The organism is Pseudomonas sp. ML2-2023-3 (assembly GCF_037055275.1).
In the GTDB taxonomy this organism is placed as follows: Bacteria; Pseudomonadota; Gammaproteobacteria; order Pseudomonadales; family Pseudomonadaceae; genus Aquipseudomonas.
In genome coordinates this window covers 2300361-2321665 of the sequence record NZ_CP146343.1, presented here as the reverse complement: position 1 = coordinate 2321665, position 21305 = coordinate 2300361, and the positions used below count along the sequence as shown (strand labels likewise).

Genomic DNA, 21305 nt, shown 5'->3' with positions numbered 1-21305 from the left:
CGCCTTGCTCGCGCCCCAACCCATTTCCCCAGGAACACGTCATGACTCTGACAGGCAACATGCTGATCGGTCAGCAAGCCATCACCGGTAGCCGCGAAGCCATCCGCGCGATCAACCCCGCCACCGGCACTGCGCTCGATCCGGCCTACCCCGGCGGTACCGGCGAACATGTCGAGCTGGCGTGCGCCTTGGCCTGGGAAGCTTTTGACAGCTTTCGTGAAACACCCCTGGCGACTCGCGCCACGTTCCTCGAAACCATTGCCGATGAAATCGAAGCCCTGGGCGATGAGTTGATCGACCGTGCCGTGAGCGAGTCAGGCTTGCCGCGCCCGCGCATCGTCGGTGAGCGTGGCCGGACCTGCCAGCAGCTGCGCACATTTGCCCGCACCGTGCGCGCCGGTGAATGGCTCGATGTCCGGGTAGACAGTGCCTTGCCAGAGCGTCAGCCCCTGCCCCGTTCAGACCTGCGTCAACGCCAGGTGCCCCTCGGGCCGGTGGCGGTGTTCGGTGCCAGCAACTTCCCGCTGGCCTTCTCCGTCGCAGGTGGCGACACGGCATCGGCCCTGGCCGCTGGCTGTCCGGTGGTGGTCAAGGCCCATAGCGCTCACCCCGGCACCAGCGAACTGGTTGGCCATGCGGTTGCACGGGCGGTGAAAAAATCGGGCCTGCATGCCGGTGTGTTTTCGCTGCTGTTCGGCTCCGGTCGCGAGGTGGGCATCGCCCTGGTCAACGATCCCCGCATCAAGGCCGTCGGCTTTACCGGCTCTCGCAGCGGTGGCCTGGCCTTGTGCAAGGCGGCACAGGCGCGCCCCGAACCCATCCCGGTGTACGCGGAAATGAGTTCGATCAATCCCGTCGTGCTCTTCCCTGGCGCGCTACAGGCTCGCGGCGAAGCCCTGGCACAAGGCTTTGTGGCCTCCCTGACCCAAGGGGCTGGCCAGTTTTGCACCAACCCGGGGCTGGTCATTGCCCACCAGGGCCCCGCTCTGGATCTATTCATCAGCGCCGCAGCCGAGCGGGTAAAGAGCAGCCCTGCGCAGACCATGCTCACCCCCGGGATTTTCCAGGCGTATGAAGCTGGCGTCGGCTCGCTGCACGAACTGAGCAGCGCGCAAGAAGCCGCAGCAGGCTTGAAAGGCGATACACCCAACCAATGCCAGGCCCACCTGTTCGTCACCCGGGCCCGGGACTTTATCGCCGATCCGGCGTTGCAGGTCGAGGTATTCGGGGCCGCGTCGCTGGTCGTGCAATGCGCCGATGATGAAGAAATCCGCCAGGTCTTCGAGCATCTGGAAGGTCAGTTGACCATCACCCTGCAACTGGATGACGCAGACCTGGAAAGTGCCAGGGCCTTGCTGCCCATTCTGGAACGCAAAGCCGGACGCCTCCTGGTCAACGGCTGGCCTACCGGGGTTGAGGTGTGCGACGCGATGGTCCACGGCGGTCCTTTCCCGGCCACCTCGGACACCCGTACCACGTCGGTCGGCACTGCGGCTATCCTGCGTTTCCTGCGCCCGGTCTGCTATCAGGACTTCCCGGACAGCTTGTTGCCCAGCGCACTCAAGCATGACAATCCTCTGCAACTGCGTCGCCTGCTCGATGGCCACAGAGAAGCCCAACCCAATGCCTGATCATTTCAGCTCGAACAGCGCGCACCCGACCCCTGACATCGCAGTGGTCGGGGCTGGCATTATCGGCGTCGCCTGCGCCCTGCAGCTGGCGCGCCAGGGCCTGCGGGTGGTGGTCATCGACCAACAGGAACCGGGCCAGGGTGCTTCGTTCGGCAATGCCGGGCACCTGGCAACCGAACAGGTATTCCCGATTGCCGACCTGTCCATTCTCAAGCGCTTGCCCGCCATGCTCATGGACCCGATGGGCCCCCTGCGCCTGGACTGGAAATACATGCCCCGCGCCCTGCCCTGGTTTACCCGCCTGCTGCTGAACCTGCGCCCGGCGCCATTCCAGCGCACCGTCGCCGGTATCCGCGCCCTCAACGAGAGCAGCCTGCAGGCCTGGCACCGGCTGCTCGACGGCATTGACTGCCCCGGCCTGATGAGGGAGGACGGCTCGTTGCTGGTCTACGAGCGACCTGAATCGCGCCCGGCGCTCGAAGCACTTCAGGCGCGCATGCGTCAGCAACAGGTACCGGTCGAGTTCTGGCAGGCCAGGGCGGTCCACGAGACCGCACCGCAACTCAGCGAGCAGATTCAGGGCGGGTTGTTTTTTCCGGCTACCGGGCATTTTATCGACCCCTATCGCGTGGTCTGCGAACTGGTGAACGCCGCCAAAACCTGCGGTGTGCAGTTCCTCAAGCAACCGGTCACGGGCGGGCAACTGAGCGAGGCCGGCGTGAACCTGGTCACCCCTCAGGGCCGGGTGACGGCCCGGCGAGTGGTGATCGCCTGCGGCGCCCACTCGGCGAAACTCACTGCCGAGCTGACCGGCAAAAAGGTCCCTCTGGATACCGAGCGCGGCTATCACCTGATGCTGCCCCACGAACATGACCGGCTGCCTTTTGCCGTCACCTCGCTGGAGCGCAAGTTCATCATGACCCCGATGACTGACGGTCTGAGGCTGGCGGGTACGGTTGAGTTCGCAGGGTTGCAGGCCCCACCGAGCATGGAGCGCGCCTGGCAGCTGCATCGACTGAGCAAAGGGTTGTTCCGTCGGGACTTGAGCGCAGAAGCCGCCACGCCCTGGATGGGCTTTCGGCCGTCGCTGCCAGACTCGTTGCCGATCATCGACACCGTGTGCGACGGCAAGGTGCTGCTTGCTTTCGGTCATCAGCATCTGGGCCTGACCCAGGCAGCGGTGACTGCAGAAATGATTACGCAGTTGGCATTGCCCGGTAGCTCCCGTGATTTACCGGCACTGGAGCCCTACCGCCTGGATAGATTCTGAACCACGAAGCCTGTCGCTACTTTGTTGCTTGAAAACACTGTAACTCTGAAACCCCGTGGCCCTGTAGTCGCTGACGAGTAGAACGAGGCTGCGTCCGAGCGCGCAGCGGTCGTAAGCCCTGAATACGCGCTATACCTGACACATCGAGCCGCAAGGTTTACGACGGCTGCGCCGCCGAACGCAGCCTCGCGGAGCTCGTCAGCGACTACAGGGCTACAGGTGGATTCAACGCAGGGTTATCAACCCCTGACGGCACACGCGGGTCAGGTGGTGAATCACTCGCTCGGCATCATCGGCGCCGGGGGACTGGATCACTGCCAGGTCGAAACTGTCAGCGGCAAATCGCGCCAGCTGATCACCCTCTTCCACAAACTGGATCAAAAACGCAGTAGCCCGCCCCTTGCGACGCGGCCAGCCATCCAGGCAACGCAGCAGTGTGGGCTGGTGTTTACCGCCCAGGAGGATTTTTGGGTTGCGCAAGGCAGGACTGGCCGAGATCGGCGCAAGACGTACTAGGGGACGTGGGTGACTCATGTATCGGTTCTCCGCCTCAAGATTCTGCGTGGCAGGTGAGAGGCATCACCGAACCAGCGCTTTAGCGGTATTTCGAGGCGTGCTTCAAGCCTCTTAGACGGTCCTTGGACCCTCTGGCGCCCCGCAAGTAGCTGTTTAAATCGGCGCAAGAAAACATCCTAGATAAACCGGCTTACAACTGTCAACAATCCAGTAAAACGAAAAAGGCCCGCGCTGGGCGGGCCTTTTGGCGAACATTCGGTTTTCAGTCGGTTATCGCACGGTCAAGGGACACCTTGCCTGCACCTTCGAACAAGACCGCAATAGTGCCGCCCAGCAGGGCCAGGGCAAATTCATAACCGTTGTTGGCCATGAACAGACCGTTGTGGATATGCACCGAGAAAATCGCCACCAGCAGGGTGAACGTCAGGCCCAATGCCGCAGGTCGCGCCAGCAGCCCCACGATCAGCGCCAGACCACCCAGAAACTCGGTACCGCCCGCCAGCGCTGCCATCAGCGTGCCCGGTGCCAGGCCGATGCTTTCCATCCATTGCGCGGTTCCTGCCAACCCGCCGCCGCCAAACCAGCCAAACAGTTTTTGCGAACCGTGAGCAGCAAAGATGATGCCTACGAAAATACGCAAAACAGTCAAACCATAACCTGCGCGGCTGCCCAGTACGGTATGGATCAATTTGCTCATGGTGGAATCCTTTAGGTAATCAGTTGGGGAATGCTCGCCATACTAATCAGTTTTTAGAATGTTAAAAGTCGAATAAACCCAATATAACTATCAGTTTATTCGATTACTTGCGTGAAGCCAGTTCAGCTTTTGCGGGTTCCAGGGAGTCGCGCTCCCGATCAAAGGCCAAATAGTATTTATTCACGCTATTAACATAGCTGACAGCGCCCATTCCCACCTGCTCCATGGCAATACGTTCAACCTGAAAGAACCATTGATTGGGGTTCAATCCGCGCCGCCGGGCCTCGGCCCGCATGCCTTGTACTCGCTCGGGGCCCATGTTGTAGGCCGCCAGGACAAAGGCCATGCGCTCGCGCTCGTTGAGTTTGGGGCTGGCAAAGAACTTGCGACGGATCAACGCCAGGTACCGGGCACCGGCCTGTACATTGTTATCGACGTTTTGAATATTGTTGACCCCCACCCGTTGCGCCGCAGAGGGGGTGATTTGCAACAGCCCCGTCGCCCCGCCAACGCCCTTGGCATTCGGGTCAAGGGTAGACTCCTTGAACGCCAGTGCCGCCAGGTTCAACCAGTCCATCCCCTGCTGCCGGGCGTGCTTTTGCAACACCGGACGCAGTTTTTCAAGCTTCTGCCGGTCGGCTCGGGCCAAGGGGTAATGCACCCGGTACAAGCGGCGATAAACCCGCTCAAACGCCACATCCTGATCGGCCGGTGCCTTATAGCCGTCCAGAAAGCGGTCGATACTGGCACGCAACATCGAGGCATCACGGCGCACGTACCAGCGCATCGCTTCGGGTTCGCTGACCAGCACCTTGCGGTCAAAACGCAGCTTGGGCATCAACGTGGCCCAGCGCTCGGCAATCGGGCGCTCAACGATAGTCAGGTGAAAAATGCCTGCCTGCACCATTTCCAGCACATCTTCCACAGCCAGAGTCGGGTCTACCCATTCGATCCTGACCGGTGGCAATTTGCGCAGCGCCAGCTTTTGATTGATCAAATTGACCGCGGCACCCGCTGCACTGCCCGTGGTCAACGCCACCGTGCGTCCCGACAGCTGTTCCAGGTGGGTAAAGCGGCGCTCGCCCTTGACCCCCACCAGCAGCAACGGCACATCGTCGACGATCGGGTCACTGGCGCTGATGGCGCGGGTGGGCTTGAAATCGATCAGTTCCCCCGGCGCAACCACATCGCCTTCTCCACGGGACAAGGCGCCGAGAAGCTGGTCCTTGGCTTTGGGAATGATCTTGAGGGTGACTTCCTGGCCGTCGCGGGCATGGCTGTTGAGAAAGCGTTCATACGCCCGCAGACGGTGGTATTCAACGCCAATGGCCTGGCCTTGCACTTCACCCGAACTGTTGCGGCTTTGATTGACCAGCACCCGCAGCACCTGACTGCTGCGGATTTGTGCCAGATCGCGGACCTGACTCGGCTGCCCGACCTGCAAGGGTCCGGCCAGTCGTGCCAGTGCCGGGAGCGGCATCAGCATCAGGCACAGCGCAATCAATAGCGTCGGTCTTGTCATCCGTTCTCCGGAAAGAATACAGCCCAGCACCCTGTCGGATTAACCGACAACCGGTTGCCCTTTTTGGGGCTTTTAAGCGCTGGAAACAGCGCGCAAAACAGTCAATGCGCCCTGAAGAAAACCGGGCATTGCGTTGTTGCGGCATTCAAAGACAACCATAACTGTCTGTAGTTCTTGGTTTTTCTTATAAATCTACAGCTCTGATATGCTTCGCGGCTTGTGGCCTGAGGTAGCACCATGCAACTCATCGATATCGGCGTCAACCTGACCAATCCAAGCTTCGACGGCAAACACCAGGCGGTCCTGGACCGTGCTTACGCGGCCGGCGTGTGCCAATTGGTGCTGACCGGCACCAGCGTTGAAGGCAGCGAACAGGCCTTGCAACTGTGCCGCGAGCTGGATGAAAGCGGTCAGCGACTGTTCTCCACCGCCGGCATTCACCCGCACTCGGCCAGTGACTGGAACGGCGACAGCGCCCGACACTTGCTTGCCTTGCTCAAGGAGCCCGGTGTGTGCGCCGTCGGTGAGTGCGGCCTGGATTTCAACCGTGACTTCTCGCCCCGTGCCCAGCAGGAAAAAGTGCTGGAAGAACACCTGGCAATGGCTGTTGATCTGCAGTTACCGGTTTTTCTGCATGAGCGCGATGCCAACCAGCGGTTACTGGAAATCCTGCGCGACTTCCGCGATCGCCTGCCCGCCGCCGTAGTGCACTGTTTCACCGGCGAGAAAAAGGCGTTGTTCAGTTATCTGGATCTGGACCTGCACATCGGCATTACCGGCTGGATCTGCGACGAGCGCCGCGGCACCCACTTGCACCCGCTGGTACGGGACATCCCCCGGGGTCGCCTGATGCTGGAAAGTGACGCGCCCTACTTGCTGCCCCGTACCTTGCGGCCCAAACCGAAAAATGGCCGTAACGAACCGGCTTACCTGACCGACGTGCTTCGTGAAGTGGCCGTGCATCGTGGCGAGAGCGAACAGGACCTGGCTGAGCACACCACCGCTTGCGCCCGGGCGTTTTATGGGTTGCCGGTGGTCGCCTGATCTGAGTAGTCGCTGACGAGGAACGAAGGCTGCGAGCTTTCGCCAGCTCCGCAGTCGTTGCACAACTATCAGGACTGCGTTTGGGAATGTATCCGGGACACTTCACCAAAAAGCTCGCAGCCTTCGTTCCTCGTCAGCGACTACCAAGTTTGTCTAACCCGCAGGGTTGACCCACATCAACAAGATCGTCACTGAATAGCGGCACAATGATGGCACCTTGCCAATATTGTTTGCGCCAAATCAGAGAAGACCTCCCATGGGTACCTGGCTTAGCAACATCTCGCTCAAATACAAATTCTGGGCCGTCAACGGGGTGGCATTTGTCACCACCCTGCTGCTGGTGCTTTACGCCGTGCAGCTTGAGCAACAATCGCGCAGCGCCGCCGCCCAGGCCAACGCCCGGGACCAGGCGCACTTGCTCAAGGCATGGCCCGCCGGGCAACCCTTGCCTGAAGCCCGGCACTTGCTGCGCCTTGAACCCAACCAGATCGCCAGCGTCAACGATCAACCCCTGCCACAGCTAAACAGCGCCAAGGGCTGGATTTCGATCAATCCCATGCCGCTGTTCGGCCACGATCTGTTGTTGGGCGCCGATGTGCTGACCCGCGATGACGGACAAAAAATCGCGGTACTGGCCTATACGCCAAGCCTGGCCCAGGTATTTGTCGAGCGACTGCCCAACTATGCAGGCGCAGTGCTGATCCTGATGCTGGCCATGCTCTGCGCCTCGCAATTGCTGATCCGCTTTCTGCTTAGCCAGCTCAATACCCTGAAAGACGTGATGTTGCATGTCGAGCAAACCGGCGACCTGTCCGCCCGAGTTCCCTTGGCCTGTACCGATGAAGTCGGGCAGATGGCCAGCGCCTTCAACGCCATGCAGGCCGGCTACCAGCGCGTGGTCAATACCGTGGCCGAAACCGCCGCGCAACTGGATGCCGGTGCCGCCCGCCTGGCCAGCAGCATGGACGAGGTACGCCACGGCATGCTCGGCCAGCAAAGCGAGACGGACCAGGCCGCCACCGCGATCAATCAAATGACGGCCACCGTCTATCACATTGCGCAACACGCAGGCGCCACCCGCGACCTGTCACAGACAGCAGACAACCTGGCCGGCAGCGGCCAGCAGGTGGTCAGCCGCGTGCAGCAATCCATCGCCAGCCTGTCCAGCGGGGTGCAAACCACTGCCGAGATGATCCAGCAACTGGCCCAGGACAGTCAGAAGATCAACAGCGTCGTCAGTGTGATTCACAGCATTGCCGAACAGACCAACCTGCTGGCCTTGAACGCAGCGATTGAAGCCGCTCGCGCAGGCGAAATGGGCCGGGGCTTCGCCGTGGTCGCCGATGAAGTGCGGCATTTGGCCAAACGCGTGCAAACCTCCACCGATGAAATCACCACAATGGTCTCGGCCCTGCAGGCGGGCACCCGTGACGCGGTGGACTTCATGCAGGAAAGCTCGTTCAAGGCCGACGACTGCGTACAGCAGGCCCAGGAAGCGGGCGTGGCCTTGGCCGAAATCACTCATGCCGTGGCGCAGATGCGTGAAAGCAACACGCAGATTGCCGTGGCTGCCGAGCAGCAAAGCCAGGTGGCAGAAGAGATGAACCGCGCCGTGGTGAGCATCCGTGATGTCACCGAAAACACCGTGCAACAAACCGTCGAGTCGGCTACCACCAGCAATGAGCTGGCAACCCTGGCCGCTCAACTGAACATAGCCATTGGTCAGTTAAAACTATAAGGCCAATAGCCATTGTTGATTCGCCGTGGGGCGGCCATAAATCTATGATTTGTTTATCCGGTTCAGCGACAACTGAACCCTCGAACAAGGAGAGCAATCATGGGCAAACGTCATCCAAACTTACCGGCCTGGCAATGGCGCTCCAACCCACAAAGCCATCAGGGCAGCACGCATCAGGCCATCAACCTGATCGCGATCCCCATTATGGTGGTGGCCTTTCTACTGCTGGTGTCGGGCGTGTTCAGTGAAAACGTCACGAGCGCGGTGATCGGCCTGGTTGCCTTGTTTGCGGCGCTGATCCTGCAACACCAGGGCCGCACGCAAGAGAACAGCCAGACCTTCTGATCAGCCGAAGACGGCTACGGTCTGGCGACTGATTGCAATCAGCTCGCCACCCGGCGCCCACAGGTTGGCCGCCACATGGCCGTAGCCGTCACGGGCATGCTCGATGACCGCCAGGTACTTGCACCACTCCAGCGTGCTGGCCTTGGGCAATGGCTGCACAAATTCGATGGTCCAGGTCAGCGTGCTGCCCGCTGTCGGCTTGTTCAGCAGTGGCAGCAGCGCAGGTGGCCAGGCATCGACCAGTGCCAGCAAGTGGGTTTCAGTCAGGGGTTCATCCTGAACCTCCCCGGCAAGACGCACCCAACCCCCCATTTCGCGCGTCCCGCGGCCCGTAAACGGCAATGCGCCAACGGCCCAGGCCATGGACAGGTGCCCCATGAACTCCGGGGTGATGCCCTTGATGCAGGGCAAGAGCGGGCACTGCGCCACCGCTTTCATTTCCGGGGCCGGTACGCTGTCGACGCTCACCGCTGATTCCCTCGACGCGCCAAAACTGGCTTGCACCAGCGTCATCACTTGACCGTTCTGCACGGCGCGGCCTACGACCTGGCTGACGGCCCGGCCTTCGCGCAACACCTCGACCTCAAAGCTGATAGGCACATCGGCGGCAACCGGGCCCACAAAGCTCACTGCCAGCGAGCGCAAGGCCCGCTCGACAGACACATGGGCGCGCATGGCTTCGTACTGCAAGGCCACCACCAACCCGCCGAAGCTGGCACGTCCCTGCCCCCAGTCTGCCGGGATTGTGACGTTCAGGGGCGTGTTGCGCACCGCCGCAACCAATTCGCAAAACTGCATGAGCACCTCAAAACAGAAAAATATGACGGGATACTACCCATCGATCTGACTCTGCACAGTGCTGAATCGGACAAATATCAGGAGTGAAAGCACGCCGCGCTCAATTTGATCAGCGCCTTGTCAGCCCGTTTTTCACCCCGTTCAAGGGTTGCCTGCCATTGAGCAACACAGGGCTGCAAATCGGCCTGCTGCTCGGCTTGCAACAACCACTGCCAGGCATCGTGCCACTCGCCCAGGGCCTGTTGCGCGCCCTTGAGTCGCGTCACCACCAGAGGCGGTAACTGATTCAACTCAGGGTAAGCCTCTGCGGCGTAGCGCACGCGCTTGATCAACAACCTGACACGATGGCGGTCATGGCCCGGATCATTGAGGGCGGCCTCCAGGGTTTGCCACTGTTTTTCCAGCACCTTTTCGATCCGCTTACGCAAACCGCGCAGCATGTTTTCACGCTCGGCGGCCCGCAGAAAGCGCGGAAACACATCAAGGATCATCAACAGCTGAGCCAGCTGCTCGCTGTCAGCCACCCGGGCGTAACTGCCGGACAACTGTTGCAGGCGCCGTTGTGCCTGAGTCGGGAAGCCCTGCTGCTGCAAGTGCGCCGCCAGCACCTCAAGGTCGCGCAAGGGGGTCGTCAATGTGCCCACCTGGGCCGCCGACATTTCCAGTTGCACCACGCCCGGCAACCCGCGCAATGGCCGCAGCAGGCTGCGCAAACGGCGAACCGTGGTGCGCAGATCATGCAGGGCCTCAGGGTCCGTGTCGGCTTCAAGACGCGCCTGGCAGGCCAGCAGCCTGACCTCCAGACGTACAACGTTTGCAACAATCCGGTCAACCAGCTCAGACATCCTCACCCTCCACCTTCACTGCGCCGGCTCAACGTCCGGCGCGGGATTCACGAATATAGAAACGTGCCTTCTCGGCTTTTTTGGTGCAACCCTCAAAGGCTTCGAATTGCTGCTGGGTTTTGGCTGCGGTCAGCAAGGACAAGGCCTTGGAGTAGCTGACAGTACCGGCAAAACCTTCCGCCTTGGCCAGGTCCAGCTCATGCCAGGCCGCATCAAGGTTGGTCGCACACGTATCACGGTACGCCTTGGTGCCCGCACAACCTGCCAATGCCAGTGCAATCAACGGCACACAAATCCATGCTTTCATGTTGTTTTCCTCAGGAATAAAGGTTCAGTGCACTCTCAGACGAACAACCCGCCTAAAAGTGCCACAACGCCACAATCAAAAAACAGACAGCGCCTACCCATCATGGCTACAAGGCACTAGCCTAGCTTGTAGATACGCGTTCATGCCAAAAGCTGTCACTCAGGGCCACAAAAAGGCATTGTGGGTCATTGTCAGGCAAAGGTTGGGCTCATGAAAAAACGTATTGCATTGGTATTGGGCTCAGGTGGCGCACGGGGCTATGCCCATATTGGCGTGATTGAAGAGCTTGAGAGCCGGGGCTATGACATTGCCTGCATCGCCGGTTGCTCCATGGGCGCGGTGGTGGGCGGGATCTACGCCGCTGGCAAACTTGATGTGTATCGCGACTGGATTCAAAGCCTGGATTACCTCGACGTGTTGCGTCTGGTGGATGTCAGCTTTCGACTGGGAGCGATTCGTGGCGAAAAAGTCTTCGGCCAGATCCGCAACATGGTCGGCGAAATCAATATCGAAGACCTGCGCATCCCCTACACCGCCGTCGCCACCGACCTCACCCATCAGCAGGAGATCTGGTTTCAGGAAGGCTGCCTGCACCAGGCCATGCGCGCCTCGGCGGCGATTCCCAGCCTGTTTACCCCGGTGATGCAAGGCAACCGCATGCTGGTCGATGGCAGCCTGCTCAACCCGCTCCCTATCGTGCCGGTGGTCTCCAGCCATTGCGACCTGATCATCGCCGTCAACCTGAATTCATCCCATCCCAGCAACTACCAACTGCCTGTCATCCAGCGCCCTGCCGCGTTCAAAGGGCGCTTTGACAACTTGATGACCTCCCTGGGTTCGCGCATGCCGTTTCGCAACAAGCACGCCGAGCAATTGCTCAATCTGGAACAGGAGATGCTCAACCCGTTGGTCGAGCCCCTGACCAATCCCTGGCTCGACTCGGCGCAACCTGCCCGCCCTGCCGCCGCCCAAGGCTCGCCCAAGTCGGCCACCGGATCGGTGATCGTCGACAACGTCGGCCCGGCTTCGCTGCTGGACTTGATCAACCAGAGTTTCGAGGTGATGCAAACCTCACTGGCGCAATACAAGATTGCCGGTTACCCGCCCGATATCCTGATCAACGTGCCCAAGCGGGTGTGCCGGTTTTTCGAGTTCTACAAGGCTCAGGAGCTGATTGCACTGGGGCGCATGATTGCCAGGGACACCCTGGACCGTTACGAAAGGGACGAGGCGTCCAACAACCGATAACCAACCCCGGCCTCGGTCACGATAAACCGGGGCCGGGTCGGGTCATCCGCCAGTTTCTGGCGCAAATGGCCGACAACGATCCGCAGGTAATGGCTGTTCTCGACATGGGTAGGGCCCCAGATATCCTTGAGCAATTGCTGCTGGGTGATGACCCTTCCGGGATGGCGCGCCAGTTGTGCCAGCACCGCGTACTCCTTGCGCGTCAGCGCCACTTCGACACCGTCGAGCAACACCCGGCGAAAGGCCAGGTCAACGGTCAACGGGCCGAGTTCAAGCGCCGCCTCCTGAGCCTCACCCGCGGGAGCCTGACGCAGCAACGCACGAATCCGCGCCAGAAACTCCTGGATACCGAAGGGCTTGGTCACGTAATCGTTGGCCCCGCCGTCCAGCGCCTGGACTTTCTGCGCTTCACTGGCGCGCACCGACAGAACCAGTACCGGAATGCCGGACCACTCGCGCAACTCACGCAGTACCTGCTGGCCGTCCATGTCCGGCAAGCCCAGATCAAGCACCATCACGTCGGGTCGCTTGAGGGCCGCCTGGCTCAGGCCCTCGGCGCCGGTCGCAGCCTCAAGCACGGTGTAGCCCTGGGATACCAGACTGATCCGCAGGAACTTGCGAATCTGCGGCTCATCATCGATGACCAAAATAGTCGCGCTCTGGCTCATGGCTTCGGATCGTGGCAAAGGAATGGCCCCAGAGTATCAGTCTTCACGTTCCGGTCCTTCATGCTCAAGGCCCGGCTGCGCGCTGACCGGCAGATACAAGGTGATGCACGTGCCCTGCCCGGCAATGCCGTCGCCGACCGTGATACGCCCGCCGTGGGCGCCTACCATGCCCTGGCAGATGGCCAGGCCGAGCCCGGTGCCCTGCCCGCCGCGATCGCCACGGGCAGCGGTGTAAAACATGTCGAATATCTTCGCCCGATCTTCCTCCGGGATGCCCGGCCCCTGGTCACTGACGGCAAACCACAGCTCACCCTCGTCTGCGCCAGCCGTCAGTTGCAGCTGCCCGTGGGGCGGTGAAAAGCGCGCGGCGTTTTCCAGCACATTGACCAGTGCCTGTTCAATCAATGCACCGTGTACGTGGAGCAGCGGCAACTGCGGCGGCACATCCACCTGCACCTGCAAGGGCGCCAGCACCGCCCGCAAGCGGTTCAGGGCACTGCCCGCGATGTCGGCGGGCGATACCCAGTCACGGGCCAGCTTCAATGCACCGTGGCCCAACCGGGTCATGTCCAGCAGGTTCTGGATATAGCGGTCCAGGCGCTCCGCCTCATCGCGGGTGCCTTCAAGCAATTCGCGCCGATCGGCCAGGGGAATGGCCTCGCCCAGTGCCAACAGGGTGTCGATACTGCCGCGCATGCTGGTCAGCGGCGTGCGCAGGTCATGGGACACCGACGCCAGCAGCGCGCTGCGCAACTGCTCGGTTTCGCCGTGCAGGCGTGCTGCTTCCAGGTCCTGGGCCAACCGTGCGCGCGCCAGCGCCTGGGCCAGGGGTTGGCTCAAAGCCATCAGCAAGCGACGGCGCTGGCCGCTAAGCGACTGCCCCTGCCTGGGGCACACGCCGAGCAAGGCCAGCGGCCCTTCCTCGGCGCTTATCGGCCACCACCACCAACGCCCCATCGGCAACGTCCCCGTGCCCTTGCCCGCGGGCTGGTCATGGCTCCAGGCCCAGTCCGCAGCGGCGCGCTCGGCTTCGGAAAACTGCAGCGGCCCGCCCGTTTCAATCTCCCAGCCACCCTCGCCATTGCGGTTGAGCAGGCACACATCCAGTTCTTTCCAGCCGCTCAAATGCTGACTGGCAGCGTTGACCACGGCCTTGCGGTCGGTGGCGGCGGTGAGCTTGCGCGACAGATCGAGCAGCTCGGTGGTTTCTTGCTGGGTATCGCGCAAGGCCTGCAATTGACGACGCTGACGGGCCGCCAGGTTGCCGGTCAATGCCGCCATCAGCAAGAAGAACACCAGGGTGAGCACGTCTTCTTCACGCTGAATGCTGAAAGAAAAGTTGGGCGGGATGAACAGAAAGTCATAGGCCAGAAATGACATCGCCGCACAGGCCAGCGACGGCCCCAGGCTGCTGCGCACGGCAACCAGCAACACAGCGGCCAGAAACACCAGGGAGATATTGGGCAGGGCCAACACACTGGCCACCCCCCAGGCCAGGGCGCTGGCCAGTACCGTGGCAATCAGCGCCAGCCCATAGTCAAACCACACCAGGGAATGTTCACGACGGCTGACGGTCGGTGCGGGCGATTGCTCATTGTCGAGCACGTTGATTTCAAGGCCATGGGAGTCGCGCAACAAGCGCGCCGCCAACCCGCCACCGAACAGGCGTCGGCGCCACGTCAGCCGCGACTGGCCGACCAGCAGCAAGCTGGCACGGCGTTCAGCAGCGTGCTGGATCAGGGTCCTGGCCACTTCACCGGCACGCAGCAGGACCACTTCGCCCCCCAGGCGCTCGGCCAGTTGCTGGGCGCTTTGCAGGCGCAGGCGTGATTGCTCGTCGCGCACCGTGCCGTTGTCCACATGCACCAGGCTCCAGGGCAGATGCCGACGTTCCGCGACCCGGCTGGCGTGACGCACCAGGCGCTCGGCATGCTCATCGCCATCGATCCCGACCAGCAAGCGCCCGCGCAACGCCGGGGCCGACTGCCCCTGCTGGCGATAGCCCTTGTCCAGTTCATCATCGACGTACACCGCCGCCGTTTGCATCGCCAGTTCGCGCAGGGCGTTGAGGTTGGTCTGACTGAAAAACGCATCAATCGCCGCCCGCGCCTGTTCCGGCACATACACCTTGCCCTCGCGCAGGCGCTCCAGCAGTTCACGGGGCGGCAAGTCGATCAGCAAAAGCTCATAGGCTTCCTGCACGATCCAGTCGGGCAGTGTTTCGCGCACCTGCACCCCGGTGATCCCGCGCACCTGATCGTTCAGGCTTTCCAGGTGCTGGACGTTGACCGTGGTGTACACGTCGATCCCGGCTGCCAGCAGTTCCTGCACGTCCTGCCAGCGTTTGGCATGGCGGCTGCCGGGGGCGTTGCTGTGGGCCAGCTCATCGACCAGCACCAGCTTGGGCCGGGCGGCGAGCAGACCGTCGAGGTCCATTTCTTCGAGCTGCACGCCACGATATTCCGAGCGCAGCATGGGCTGCTGGGGCACGCCGTTGAGCAACGCCTCGGTCTCGGCGCGGCCATGGGTTTCGACGACCCCGGCCAGCACCTGGACCCCTTGGCGCAGTTGAGTGTGGGCGGCTTGCAACATGGCGTAGGTTTTACCCACACCGGGTGCCGCGCCAAGGAACACCTTGAGCCGGCCACGGCCTGCGCGGGGCAAATCAGCTAACAGCGCATCGGCGCGACCGGAATGACTCATGGGTTTACCTGTAAATCGGGTGTGTGTATGTGACCTGTGGGAGCGGGCTTGCTCGCGATGCAAACAATGCGGTCGTCAGATAAACCGCAGTGCTGCCATCGCGAACAAGCCCGCTCCCACACATGAAGGTGTCAGTTCTTGAGCTGCGCCAACGCCTGATTCAACAGCAATACGTTGACCACCGGCGGCCCCACCAGTGGCCGCTCGGTATGTTCAGCCACCAACTGCTCGACGGCCTGCACCGGCACATTGCGCGCGCCAGCTACACGGGCCAGTTGATAGCGTATTGCCTCTGGTGGCAAGTGCGGGTCCAGCCCGCTGCCCGAGGTGGTCAGCAACGCCAGGGGCACCGGGCCCTGCCCCGGCACGGCGAGCTGGGCGGCGCTGTCCTTGACCCGCGTGGCCAGTGCCGGGTTGCTCGGCGCCAGATTGCTGGCCGAACTGGCCACGGTGGCATAAGCCCCCGCCGATGGTCGCGGGTGAAACCAGGTGTCACCGCTGAAGTCCTGAGCGATCAGCGCCGACCCCAGTACCTTGCCGGCGCTGTCGCGCACCAGGCTGCCGTTGGCCTGCTCGGGGAACGCCAGTTGCGCAATGCCGGTGACGGTCAGCGGGTAGATCACGCCGGTTATGGCGGTCATCAACAGCATCAGGCTCAGGGCCGGACGTAGAAAAGTAGTCATGGTGTAACCCTCCAATGCTTAAACCAGATGCAGCGCCGTGAGCAGCATGTCGATCAGCTTGATGCCCACAAACGGCACCACCAGCCCGCCCACGCCATAGATCAGCAAGTTGCGACGCAGCAAGTGCGCGGCACTGGCCGCCTGAACGCGCACCCCACGCAATGCCAGCGGGATCAGCACCACGATGATCAGCGCGTTGAATACGATGGCCGACACAATTGCGCTTTGCGGGCTGCTCAGGCCCATCACGTTCAACACGCCCAACTGCGGGTAGATCGAAGCAAACAGCGCAGGCAGGATCGCAAAGTACTTGGCCACGTCGTTGGCGATCGAGAACGTGGTCAGCGCGCCACGGGTCACCAGCAACTCTTTGCCGATTTGCACCACATCCAGCAGCTTGGTCGGATCGCTGTCCAGATCGACCATGTTCGCGGCTTCCCGTGCAGCCTGGGTGCCGTCGTTCATGGCCATGCCCACGTCTGCCTGGGCCAGGGCCGGGGCGTCGTTGGCACCGTCACCGCACATGGCCACCAGTCGCCCGTCATTCTGTTCATGACGAATGCGTGCCAGTTTTTTCTCCGGCGTGGCCTCTGCCAGCACATCATCCACCCCCGCTTCAGCGGCAATCGCAGCCGCGGTCAGCGGGTTGTCGCCCGTCACCATCACGGTGCGGATCCCCAGCTTGCGCAACTCGGCGAAGCGCTCGCGAATCCCCGGTTTCACCACGTCCTTGAGATGGATCGCACCCAGCAACTTGCCCTGGGCACAGACCAGCAACGGGGTGCCGCCGCTCTGGGCGATCTTGTCGATTTCCCGCGACAGGGCCGGCAACAGTTCGCCCCGTGTGAGGCCGACAAACGCCAGCACCGAATCCACAGCCCCCTTGCGGTACACCTGGCCGTTGTAATCGATCCCCGACAGACGGGTTTCGGCCGTGAACGGCACCGCCGTGAAATCGGACACCGGCAGCTCGTCCAGGCTGTGCTGGCCCCGAATAAACTCGACGATGGACTTGCCCTCGGCCGTCTCGTCCGCCAACGAAGCGCGCAACGCGCCCTCTGCCAGCTCCCTGGCCGTCACGCCAGGGGTGGCATACAAGGCCGTGCAGCGACGGTTGCCGAAGGTGATGGTGCCGGTCTTGTCGAGCATCAGCACATGCACATCACCGGCCGCTTCCACGGCGCGACCGGACTTGGCGATCACGTTGAGGCGCACCAGGCGGTCCATCCCGGCAATCCCGATCGCCGACAGCAGCCCCCCGATGGTAGTCGGGATCAGCGTGACCAGGAGCGCCACCAGAAACACCAGCGGCAAGCTGCCACCGGCAAAGTAGGCAAACGGCTGCAAGGTCACGACCACGATCAGAAAGATCAGGGTCAAGCCGATCAGCAGGATATCCAGGGCCACTTCGTTGGGGGTTTTCTGGCGTTTGGCGCCTTCGACCAGCGCAATCATGCGGTCCAGGGTCGACTCGCCGGGGTTGGCGCTGATTTGCACCAGCAGCCAGTCACTGACCAGACGCGTGTTGCCGGTCACTGCCGAACGATCTCCTCCCGACTCGCGGATCACCGGCGCCGATTCGCCGGTGATTGCCGCTTCGTTGACCGCGGCAATCCCCGCAATCACCTCGCCGTCGCCAGGGATCATCTCCCCCGCTTCGACGCGCACCACATCGCCCTTGCGCAAACGGGTGGCCGGTACGACCTCGAAACTTCCCGCAGGGGTCCGACGACGAGCACTCAGGCCCACGCTGCCAGCCTTGAGGCTATCGGCCCGGGCTTTGCCCCGACCCTCGGCCAGTGCTTCGGCAAAGTTGGCGAACAGCACGGTAAACCACAGCCACAGGGCGATTTGCACAGCCACCCCGGTGGGCACCGCAGGCTCGGGTACAAAGCACAGCACCGTGGTGAAAATCGCAGTCAGTTCAACCACCAGCATCACCGGCGAGCGCTTGAGCTGGCGCGGGTCGAGCTTGACGAACGCTTGCAGCAGCGCCGGGCGCCAGATATCGGCAAACGAAGTTTTCGGCGACTCGGGGGCCTTGGCCTCCGGGGTTGGCGTCAACGTTGAAACAGGAGCAGGCATAGTCATCATCGTCTCCTTAGAAGCCCAGGGTCAGTTGTTCAGCGATTGGGCCAAGGGCCAATGTCGGCAGAAAGGTCAGGCCGCCCACCAGCAAAATGGTCACGGTCAACAGGGCTACAAACAGCGGGCCGTGGGTTGGAAAACTGTTCTGGCCAATGGGTGCGGACTTCTTCAGCGCCAGGCTACCGGCCAACGCCAGCACCGGCAGGATGTAACCGAAGCGCCCGATCAACATGCCCAGCCCCAGCATCAGGTTGTAGAACGGGGTGTTGGCATTGAGTCCGGCAAAGGCTGAACCGTTGTTGGCACTGGCCGAGGTAAAGGCGTACAGCACCTGACTGAAACCGTGGGGCCCGGGGTTGCTGACCGAGGCCACGGCACTGGGCAGCACGGCCGCAATCGAACCCAGTACCAGCACGCCCACCGGCATCACCAGCAAGGTCACCACCAGCAGCTGGACTTCCCTGGCTTGCAGCTTTTTGCCCAGGTATTCAGGGGTGCGGCCAATCATCAGGCCGGCGAGGAACACAGCGATCAACACGTTGAGCAACATGCCGTAGAGCCCGGCACCAACGCCGCCGAAGATCACTTCGCCGACCATCATGTTGACCAGCGCCACCATCCCGGTCAGCGGGTTGAGGCTGTCGTGCATGCCGTTGACCGAGCCATTGGAGGCCGAGGTCGTGGTTTCGGTCCAGAGCACCGTGCCGGTTGTGCCGAAGCGCACTTCCTTGCCTTCCAGCGGTGCCGCCTGCTCAACCAGCGGGCTGTTGAGCGCCGGGTTCGGCTGATACTCGGCATACAGCGCAGTGCCGCCGCCGATCAGGAACAAGGCCAGCATGCAGGCCACAATCGCCCGGCTCTGGCGCAGATCCTTGACGTAGTGGCCGAAGGTGAACACCAGCGCCACCGGGATCAGAATGATCGAGGCCAGCTCGAACAGGTTGCTCCAGGCCGTCGGGTTCTCGAACGGATGTGCCGAGTTGACGCCGAAGAAACCACCGCCGTTGGTGCCCAGTTGCTTGATCGCGATCTGGCTGGCGGCCGGGCCCAGGGGGATGACTTGATCCACACCCTGCTGGGTGACGGCATTGACGTAATGGGCAAATGTTTGCGGCACGCCCTGCCAGACCAGAAACAGCGCCAGCACGACACACAGCGGCAGCAAGCCGTAGAGGGTGGCACGGGTCATGTCGACCCAGAAGTTGCCCAGGGTATGGGCCGAGCGACGGCTGATGCCACGGCACAGTGCAACCAGTACCGCCAGGCCGGTGGCGGCGCTGACAAAGTTCTGCACGGTCAAACCGGCCATCTGGCTGAAGTAGCTCAGGCTGGCTTCACCGCTGTAGCTCTGCCAATTGGTGTTGGTGACAAAGCTCACGGCAGTGTTGAAGGCTTGCGTCCATTCCTGCCCCGGCAACTGCTGCGGGTTAAGGGGCAAATACTGCTGAAACAGCAGAATTGCAAACAGCAGCACAAAGCCCATCAGGTTGAAGACCAGCAGGGCCAGGGTGTATTTCTGCCAGCTTTGCTCGATGCCGGGGTCTACCCCGGCGATGCGGTAGCACACCTTCTCGACGGGCCCGAACACCGGGGTCAGCCAGGTACGCTGGCCTTCCATCACCTTGTAGTAAAAGCGTCCCAGCCACGGCACCGGTAACAGTACCAGGGCAAAGAAGGCGAGGATCAGCCCATAGTCATAACTGTGCATACCCGCTCCTAGTTCCGGTCTGCGCGCAACAGCGCAACCAGCAGATAAACGAACAGCGACACTGCCAACAGCAGCGACACCCCATCCAGAACGCCCATGACAACTCTCCCAAAGCGGCACTTGCCGCGTATGGAGAGAGTGTGGGGAATGAGGCCGTAAAGGATCGAGATCGAGAGGGATGCGGGGGCGTAAAGAAGGCGTAAAGAAGCAGGGATGCCTGCCGTAGCAGCTGCTACGGATGTGGGTGGAGGGCTCTTAGCGCAACAGCGGGGTGTCCAGCACCTCGGAGTGACCGCCGAGCACGCTTTCGCTCAACTGGATAAAGCTCGCGGTATTGACCTTGTCCATGCGCATCAGCGCCTGGCTGACGTCATCCAGGGAGCGTTTATTGTGGGTCTGCAAGCGAATTTCGCGGTCCAGCGACTGCAACAGCGTCACGGCCCGCGCAACCATTGCCGGGCCTGCCTGCTGGCCGCGCAGTCGGGTGACGTTTTTGCCGGCGGCATTGAACTTGTGTTGCAGGGTCTGATAACGCTCGTCACTCATGCCGCCTGCACGACGCATCAGTTCAATGGCGTAGTACTCGCTCAAGCCTTCGCCGATCCAGTCATGGCCCGGCTCGTCATTGATGCCGCTGAACACCTGCACCACTTCACGCAACAGGGTGCTGGTACCGTTCTCACTGACCAGCGGCAGGCCGCTGTAGAGATAAATCGAGTTGCGCGCCGCTGCACCGCCCTTCCACATCGGGCTGCCCGCGCCGACTATCAGCAGCTTGGGCGGGTTGCGCGGGAATACCGCCTGGACTTGCGGCCACACAAACGTCAGCAAAGTCAGCACATCCATGCGGCGCATGCCCTGACCTTTAGGCGCACTCACCGTGACTTCGGTTTCGCCCACAGTGGTGCGACGGCTGCCCAGGTTACCCGCCAGCATCCAGCCGGTGGGCCGGTCAAACAGACGCGAGACATCATCGATGCGAAAGCGGTTCTTGCCGATGCGCGGCCAGGCGGTTTCAACGCTTTTCCAGCCGTTGGGCAACTCGAACTCAAGACGCGACACCAGTTCAACGCCATCCTGCTGGTCGAGATTGGCAGGAGGGATCAACTGTTCGCCGCGAAACAAGGCCCACTCAGGTGTGATACGGGTATCAAAACTGCCGTTCTTGCGCGGCTGGTTCAACCGCACGCGGTAGCTCAGGCTGGCACTGCCCGGTGCGGGCCGCCACAACCCCCGGCTCTTGGCAGAAAGTTGCCACTGCCCGTCGGCCTTGAAGTCGGTGTAACTGCCCTGCTCGCCGAGGTCGAAATCCAGGCTGCGCACCGCAGAACCTTCAGCAAGGGTCAGCCGCACCTCGGCCTGGTCGCTTTGCGGCAACAGGCGCACGTGGTAGTTGAGATCGACTTTTTGCCCGGCCCACAGCGGGCCGCAGATTAGCAACAGCAGCAGACTCGGGCCCAGGGGCCATTTGTAATGCAGCGCCATACACACTCC

General features: G+C 61.9%; 19 protein-coding genes. 6 read left to right on the top strand and 13 right to left on the bottom strand.

The genetic code is table 11. From position 1 onward, the window contains the following. Positions 1 to 41: 41 nt before the first annotated feature. The gene (locus tag V6P94_RS10810) at positions 42 to 1631 is read left to right on the top strand and encodes an aldehyde dehydrogenase (NADP(+)) (protein ID WP_338649322.1); all 1590 of its coding nucleotides are present in this window, start codon (positions 42 to 44) and stop codon (positions 1629 to 1631) included. Continuing rightward, the gene (locus V6P94_RS10805) at positions 1624 to 2901 is read left to right on the top strand and encodes an FAD-binding oxidoreductase (RefSeq protein WP_133079356.1); all 1278 of its coding nucleotides are present in this window, start codon (positions 1624 to 1626) and stop codon (positions 2899 to 2901) included. The genes V6P94_RS10810 and V6P94_RS10805 overlap by 8 nt, the downstream gene beginning before the upstream one ends. Positions 2902 to 3126: 225 nt before the next feature. Here V6P94_RS10805 and V6P94_RS10800 read toward each other — a convergent pair whose 3' ends face one another. From V6P94_RS10800 to V6P94_RS10790, 3 genes are all read right to left on the bottom strand, one after another. After that, positions 3127 to 3435 carry a class I SAM-dependent methyltransferase gene (locus V6P94_RS10800; RefSeq protein ID WP_133079355.1) on the bottom strand — a complete coding sequence of 103 codons (309 nt, stop codon included), beginning with the start codon at positions 3433 to 3435 and terminating at the stop codon, positions 3127 to 3129. A 244-nt stretch (positions 3436 to 3679) separates the two neighbouring features. Then, positions 3680 to 4114, bottom strand: a complete 435-nt coding sequence (locus V6P94_RS10795) for a DoxX family protein (RefSeq protein ID WP_133079354.1) — start codon at positions 4112 to 4114, stop codon at positions 3680 to 3682. A gap of 103 nt (positions 4115 to 4217) precedes the next feature. Next, positions 4218 to 5636 carry a transglycosylase SLT domain-containing protein gene (locus tag V6P94_RS10790; protein WP_133079353.1) on the bottom strand — a complete coding sequence of 473 codons (1419 nt, stop codon included), beginning with the start codon at positions 5634 to 5636 and terminating at the stop codon, positions 4218 to 4220. Between the two features lie 237 nt (positions 5637 to 5873). On the opposite strand from V6P94_RS10790, the gene V6P94_RS10785 reads away from it, so the two are divergent. The 3 genes from V6P94_RS10785 (at position 5874) to V6P94_RS10775 (ending at position 8763) form a co-directional block, all read left to right on the top strand. Beyond that, a complete protein-coding gene (locus V6P94_RS10785) occupies positions 5874 to 6680 on the top strand; it encodes a TatD family hydrolase (RefSeq protein ID WP_133079352.1) in 807 nt (268 codons plus the stop codon). 256 nt (positions 6681 to 6936) lie between these two features. Next, positions 6937 to 8418 (top strand): methyl-accepting chemotaxis protein, encoded by a 1482-nt coding sequence (locus V6P94_RS10780; RefSeq protein WP_338649321.1) that lies wholly within the window; start codon positions 6937 to 6939, stop codon positions 8416 to 8418. 99 nt (positions 8419 to 8517) lie between these two features. Next, entirely contained in the window at positions 8518 to 8763 is a 246-nt protein-coding gene (locus V6P94_RS10775; protein ID WP_326398265.1) for a terminase, read from the top strand. Here V6P94_RS10775 and V6P94_RS10770 read toward each other — a convergent pair whose 3' ends face one another. The 3 genes from V6P94_RS10770 to V6P94_RS10760 form a co-directional block, all read right to left on the bottom strand. Next, positions 8764 to 9561, bottom strand: coding sequence for an acyl-CoA thioesterase II (locus V6P94_RS10770; RefSeq protein WP_133079349.1), 798 nt, complete (start codon positions 9559 to 9561; stop codon positions 8764 to 8766). Between the two features lie 77 nt (positions 9562 to 9638). Continuing rightward, on the bottom strand, positions 9639 to 10406 hold the full coding sequence (locus V6P94_RS10765) for a CHAD domain-containing protein (RefSeq protein ID WP_133079348.1): 768 nt from the start codon (positions 10404 to 10406) through the stop codon (positions 9639 to 9641). Positions 10407 to 10434: 28 nt separating this feature from the next. Next, positions 10435 to 10713 carry a hypothetical protein gene (locus tag V6P94_RS10760; protein WP_016780105.1) on the bottom strand — a complete coding sequence of 93 codons (279 nt, stop codon included), beginning with the start codon at positions 10711 to 10713 and terminating at the stop codon, positions 10435 to 10437. Positions 10714 to 10923: 210 nt separating this feature from the next. Here V6P94_RS10760 and V6P94_RS10755 point away from each other — a divergent pair, with 210 nt between their 5' ends. Then, entirely contained in the window at positions 10924 to 11961 is a 1038-nt protein-coding gene (locus V6P94_RS10755; RefSeq protein ID WP_133079347.1) for a patatin-like phospholipase family protein, read from the top strand. Here V6P94_RS10755 and V6P94_RS10750 read toward each other — a convergent pair. The 7 genes from V6P94_RS10750 to V6P94_RS10720 form a co-directional block, all read right to left on the bottom strand. Next, complete coding sequence (locus V6P94_RS10750) at positions 11928 to 12629, bottom strand: response regulator (RefSeq protein WP_133079346.1); 702 nt, start codon at positions 12627 to 12629, stop codon at positions 11928 to 11930. The two genes, V6P94_RS10755 and V6P94_RS10750, sit on opposite strands and share 34 nt — an antisense overlap. A 36-nt stretch (positions 12630 to 12665) precedes the next feature. Next, complete coding sequence (locus V6P94_RS10745) at positions 12666 to 15332, bottom strand: sensor histidine kinase KdpD (RefSeq protein WP_133079345.1); 2667 nt, start codon at positions 15330 to 15332, stop codon at positions 12666 to 12668. A 131-nt stretch (positions 15333 to 15463) separates the two neighbouring features. Beyond that, positions 15464 to 16015, bottom strand: a complete 552-nt coding sequence (kdpC, locus tag V6P94_RS10740) for a potassium-transporting ATPase subunit KdpC (protein WP_133079344.1) — start codon at positions 16013 to 16015, stop codon at positions 15464 to 15466. Positions 16016 to 16033: 18 nt separating this feature from the next. Continuing rightward, positions 16034 to 18106: a potassium-transporting ATPase subunit KdpB gene (gene kdpB / locus V6P94_RS10735; protein ID WP_133079343.1), complete on the bottom strand. Its 2073-nt coding sequence runs from the start codon at positions 18104 to 18106 to the stop codon at positions 16034 to 16036. Between the two features lie 10 nt (positions 18107 to 18116). Further along, positions 18117 to 19811 carry a potassium-transporting ATPase subunit KdpA gene (kdpA, locus tag V6P94_RS10730; RefSeq protein WP_326398266.1) on the bottom strand — a complete coding sequence of 565 codons (1695 nt, stop codon included), beginning with the start codon at positions 19809 to 19811 and terminating at the stop codon, positions 18117 to 18119. An 8-nt stretch (positions 19812 to 19819) separates the two neighbouring features. Further along, positions 19820 to 19909: a K(+)-transporting ATPase subunit F gene (gene kdpF, locus V6P94_RS10725; protein WP_037032648.1), complete on the bottom strand. Its 90-nt coding sequence runs from the start codon at positions 19907 to 19909 to the stop codon at positions 19820 to 19822. A gap of 157 nt (positions 19910 to 20066) precedes the next feature. Further along, positions 20067 to 21296, bottom strand: coding sequence for a hypothetical protein (locus V6P94_RS10720; RefSeq protein WP_326398267.1), 1230 nt, complete (start codon positions 21294 to 21296; stop codon positions 20067 to 20069). Positions 21297 to 21305: the final 9 nt, after the last annotated feature.

Excerpts from the sequence above, each read along its gene's own strand:
- V6P94_RS10810 (WP_338649322.1), top strand. The coding sequence starts at position 42 with ATGACTCTGACAGGCAACATGCTGATCGGTCAGCAAGCCATCACCGGT.
- V6P94_RS10805 (WP_133079356.1), top strand. The coding sequence starts at position 1,624 with ATGCCTGATCATTTCAGCTCGAACAGCGCGCACCCGACCCCTGACATC.
- V6P94_RS10800 (WP_133079355.1), bottom strand. The coding sequence starts at position 3,435 with ATGAGTCACCCACGTCCCCTAGTACGTCTTGCGCCGATCTCGGCCAGT.
- V6P94_RS10795 (WP_133079354.1), bottom strand. The coding sequence starts at position 4,114 with ATGAGCAAATTGATCCATACCGTACTGGGCAGCCGCGCAGGTTATGGT.
- V6P94_RS10790 (WP_133079353.1), bottom strand. The coding sequence starts at position 5,636 with ATGACAAGACCGACGCTATTGATTGCGCTGTGCCTGATGCTGATGCCG.
- V6P94_RS10785 (WP_133079352.1), top strand. The coding sequence starts at position 5,874 with ATGCAACTCATCGATATCGGCGTCAACCTGACCAATCCAAGCTTCGAC.
- V6P94_RS10780 (WP_338649321.1), top strand. The coding sequence starts at position 6,937 with ATGGGTACCTGGCTTAGCAACATCTCGCTCAAATACAAATTCTGGGCC.
- V6P94_RS10775 (WP_326398265.1), top strand. The coding sequence starts at position 8,518 with ATGGGCAAACGTCATCCAAACTTACCGGCCTGGCAATGGCGCTCCAAC.
- V6P94_RS10770 (WP_133079349.1), bottom strand. The coding sequence starts at position 9,561 with ATGCAGTTTTGCGAATTGGTTGCGGCGGTGCGCAACACGCCCCTGAAC.
- V6P94_RS10765 (WP_133079348.1), bottom strand. The coding sequence starts at position 10,406 with ATGTCTGAGCTGGTTGACCGGATTGTTGCAAACGTTGTACGTCTGGAG.
- V6P94_RS10760 (WP_016780105.1), bottom strand. The coding sequence starts at position 10,713 with ATGAAAGCATGGATTTGTGTGCCGTTGATTGCACTGGCATTGGCAGGT.
- V6P94_RS10755 (WP_133079347.1), top strand. The coding sequence starts at position 10,924 with ATGAAAAAACGTATTGCATTGGTATTGGGCTCAGGTGGCGCACGGGGC.
- V6P94_RS10750 (WP_133079346.1), bottom strand. The coding sequence starts at position 12,629 with ATGAGCCAGAGCGCGACTATTTTGGTCATCGATGATGAGCCGCAGATT.
- V6P94_RS10745 (WP_133079345.1), bottom strand. The coding sequence starts at position 15,332 with ATGAGTCATTCCGGTCGCGCCGATGCGCTGTTAGCTGATTTGCCCCGC.
- kdpC (WP_133079344.1), bottom strand. The coding sequence starts at position 16,015 with ATGACTACTTTTCTACGTCCGGCCCTGAGCCTGATGCTGTTGATGACC.
- kdpB (WP_133079343.1), bottom strand. The coding sequence starts at position 18,106 with ATGACTATGCCTGCTCCTGTTTCAACGTTGACGCCAACCCCGGAGGCC.
- kdpA (WP_326398266.1), bottom strand. The coding sequence starts at position 19,811 with ATGCACAGTTATGACTATGGGCTGATCCTCGCCTTCTTTGCCCTGGTA.
- kdpF (WP_037032648.1), bottom strand. The coding sequence starts at position 19,909 with ATGGGCGTTCTGGATGGGGTGTCGCTGCTGTTGGCAGTGTCGCTGTTC.
- V6P94_RS10720 (WP_326398267.1), bottom strand. The coding sequence starts at position 21,296 with ATGGCGCTGCATTACAAATGGCCCCTGGGCCCGAGTCTGCTGCTGTTG.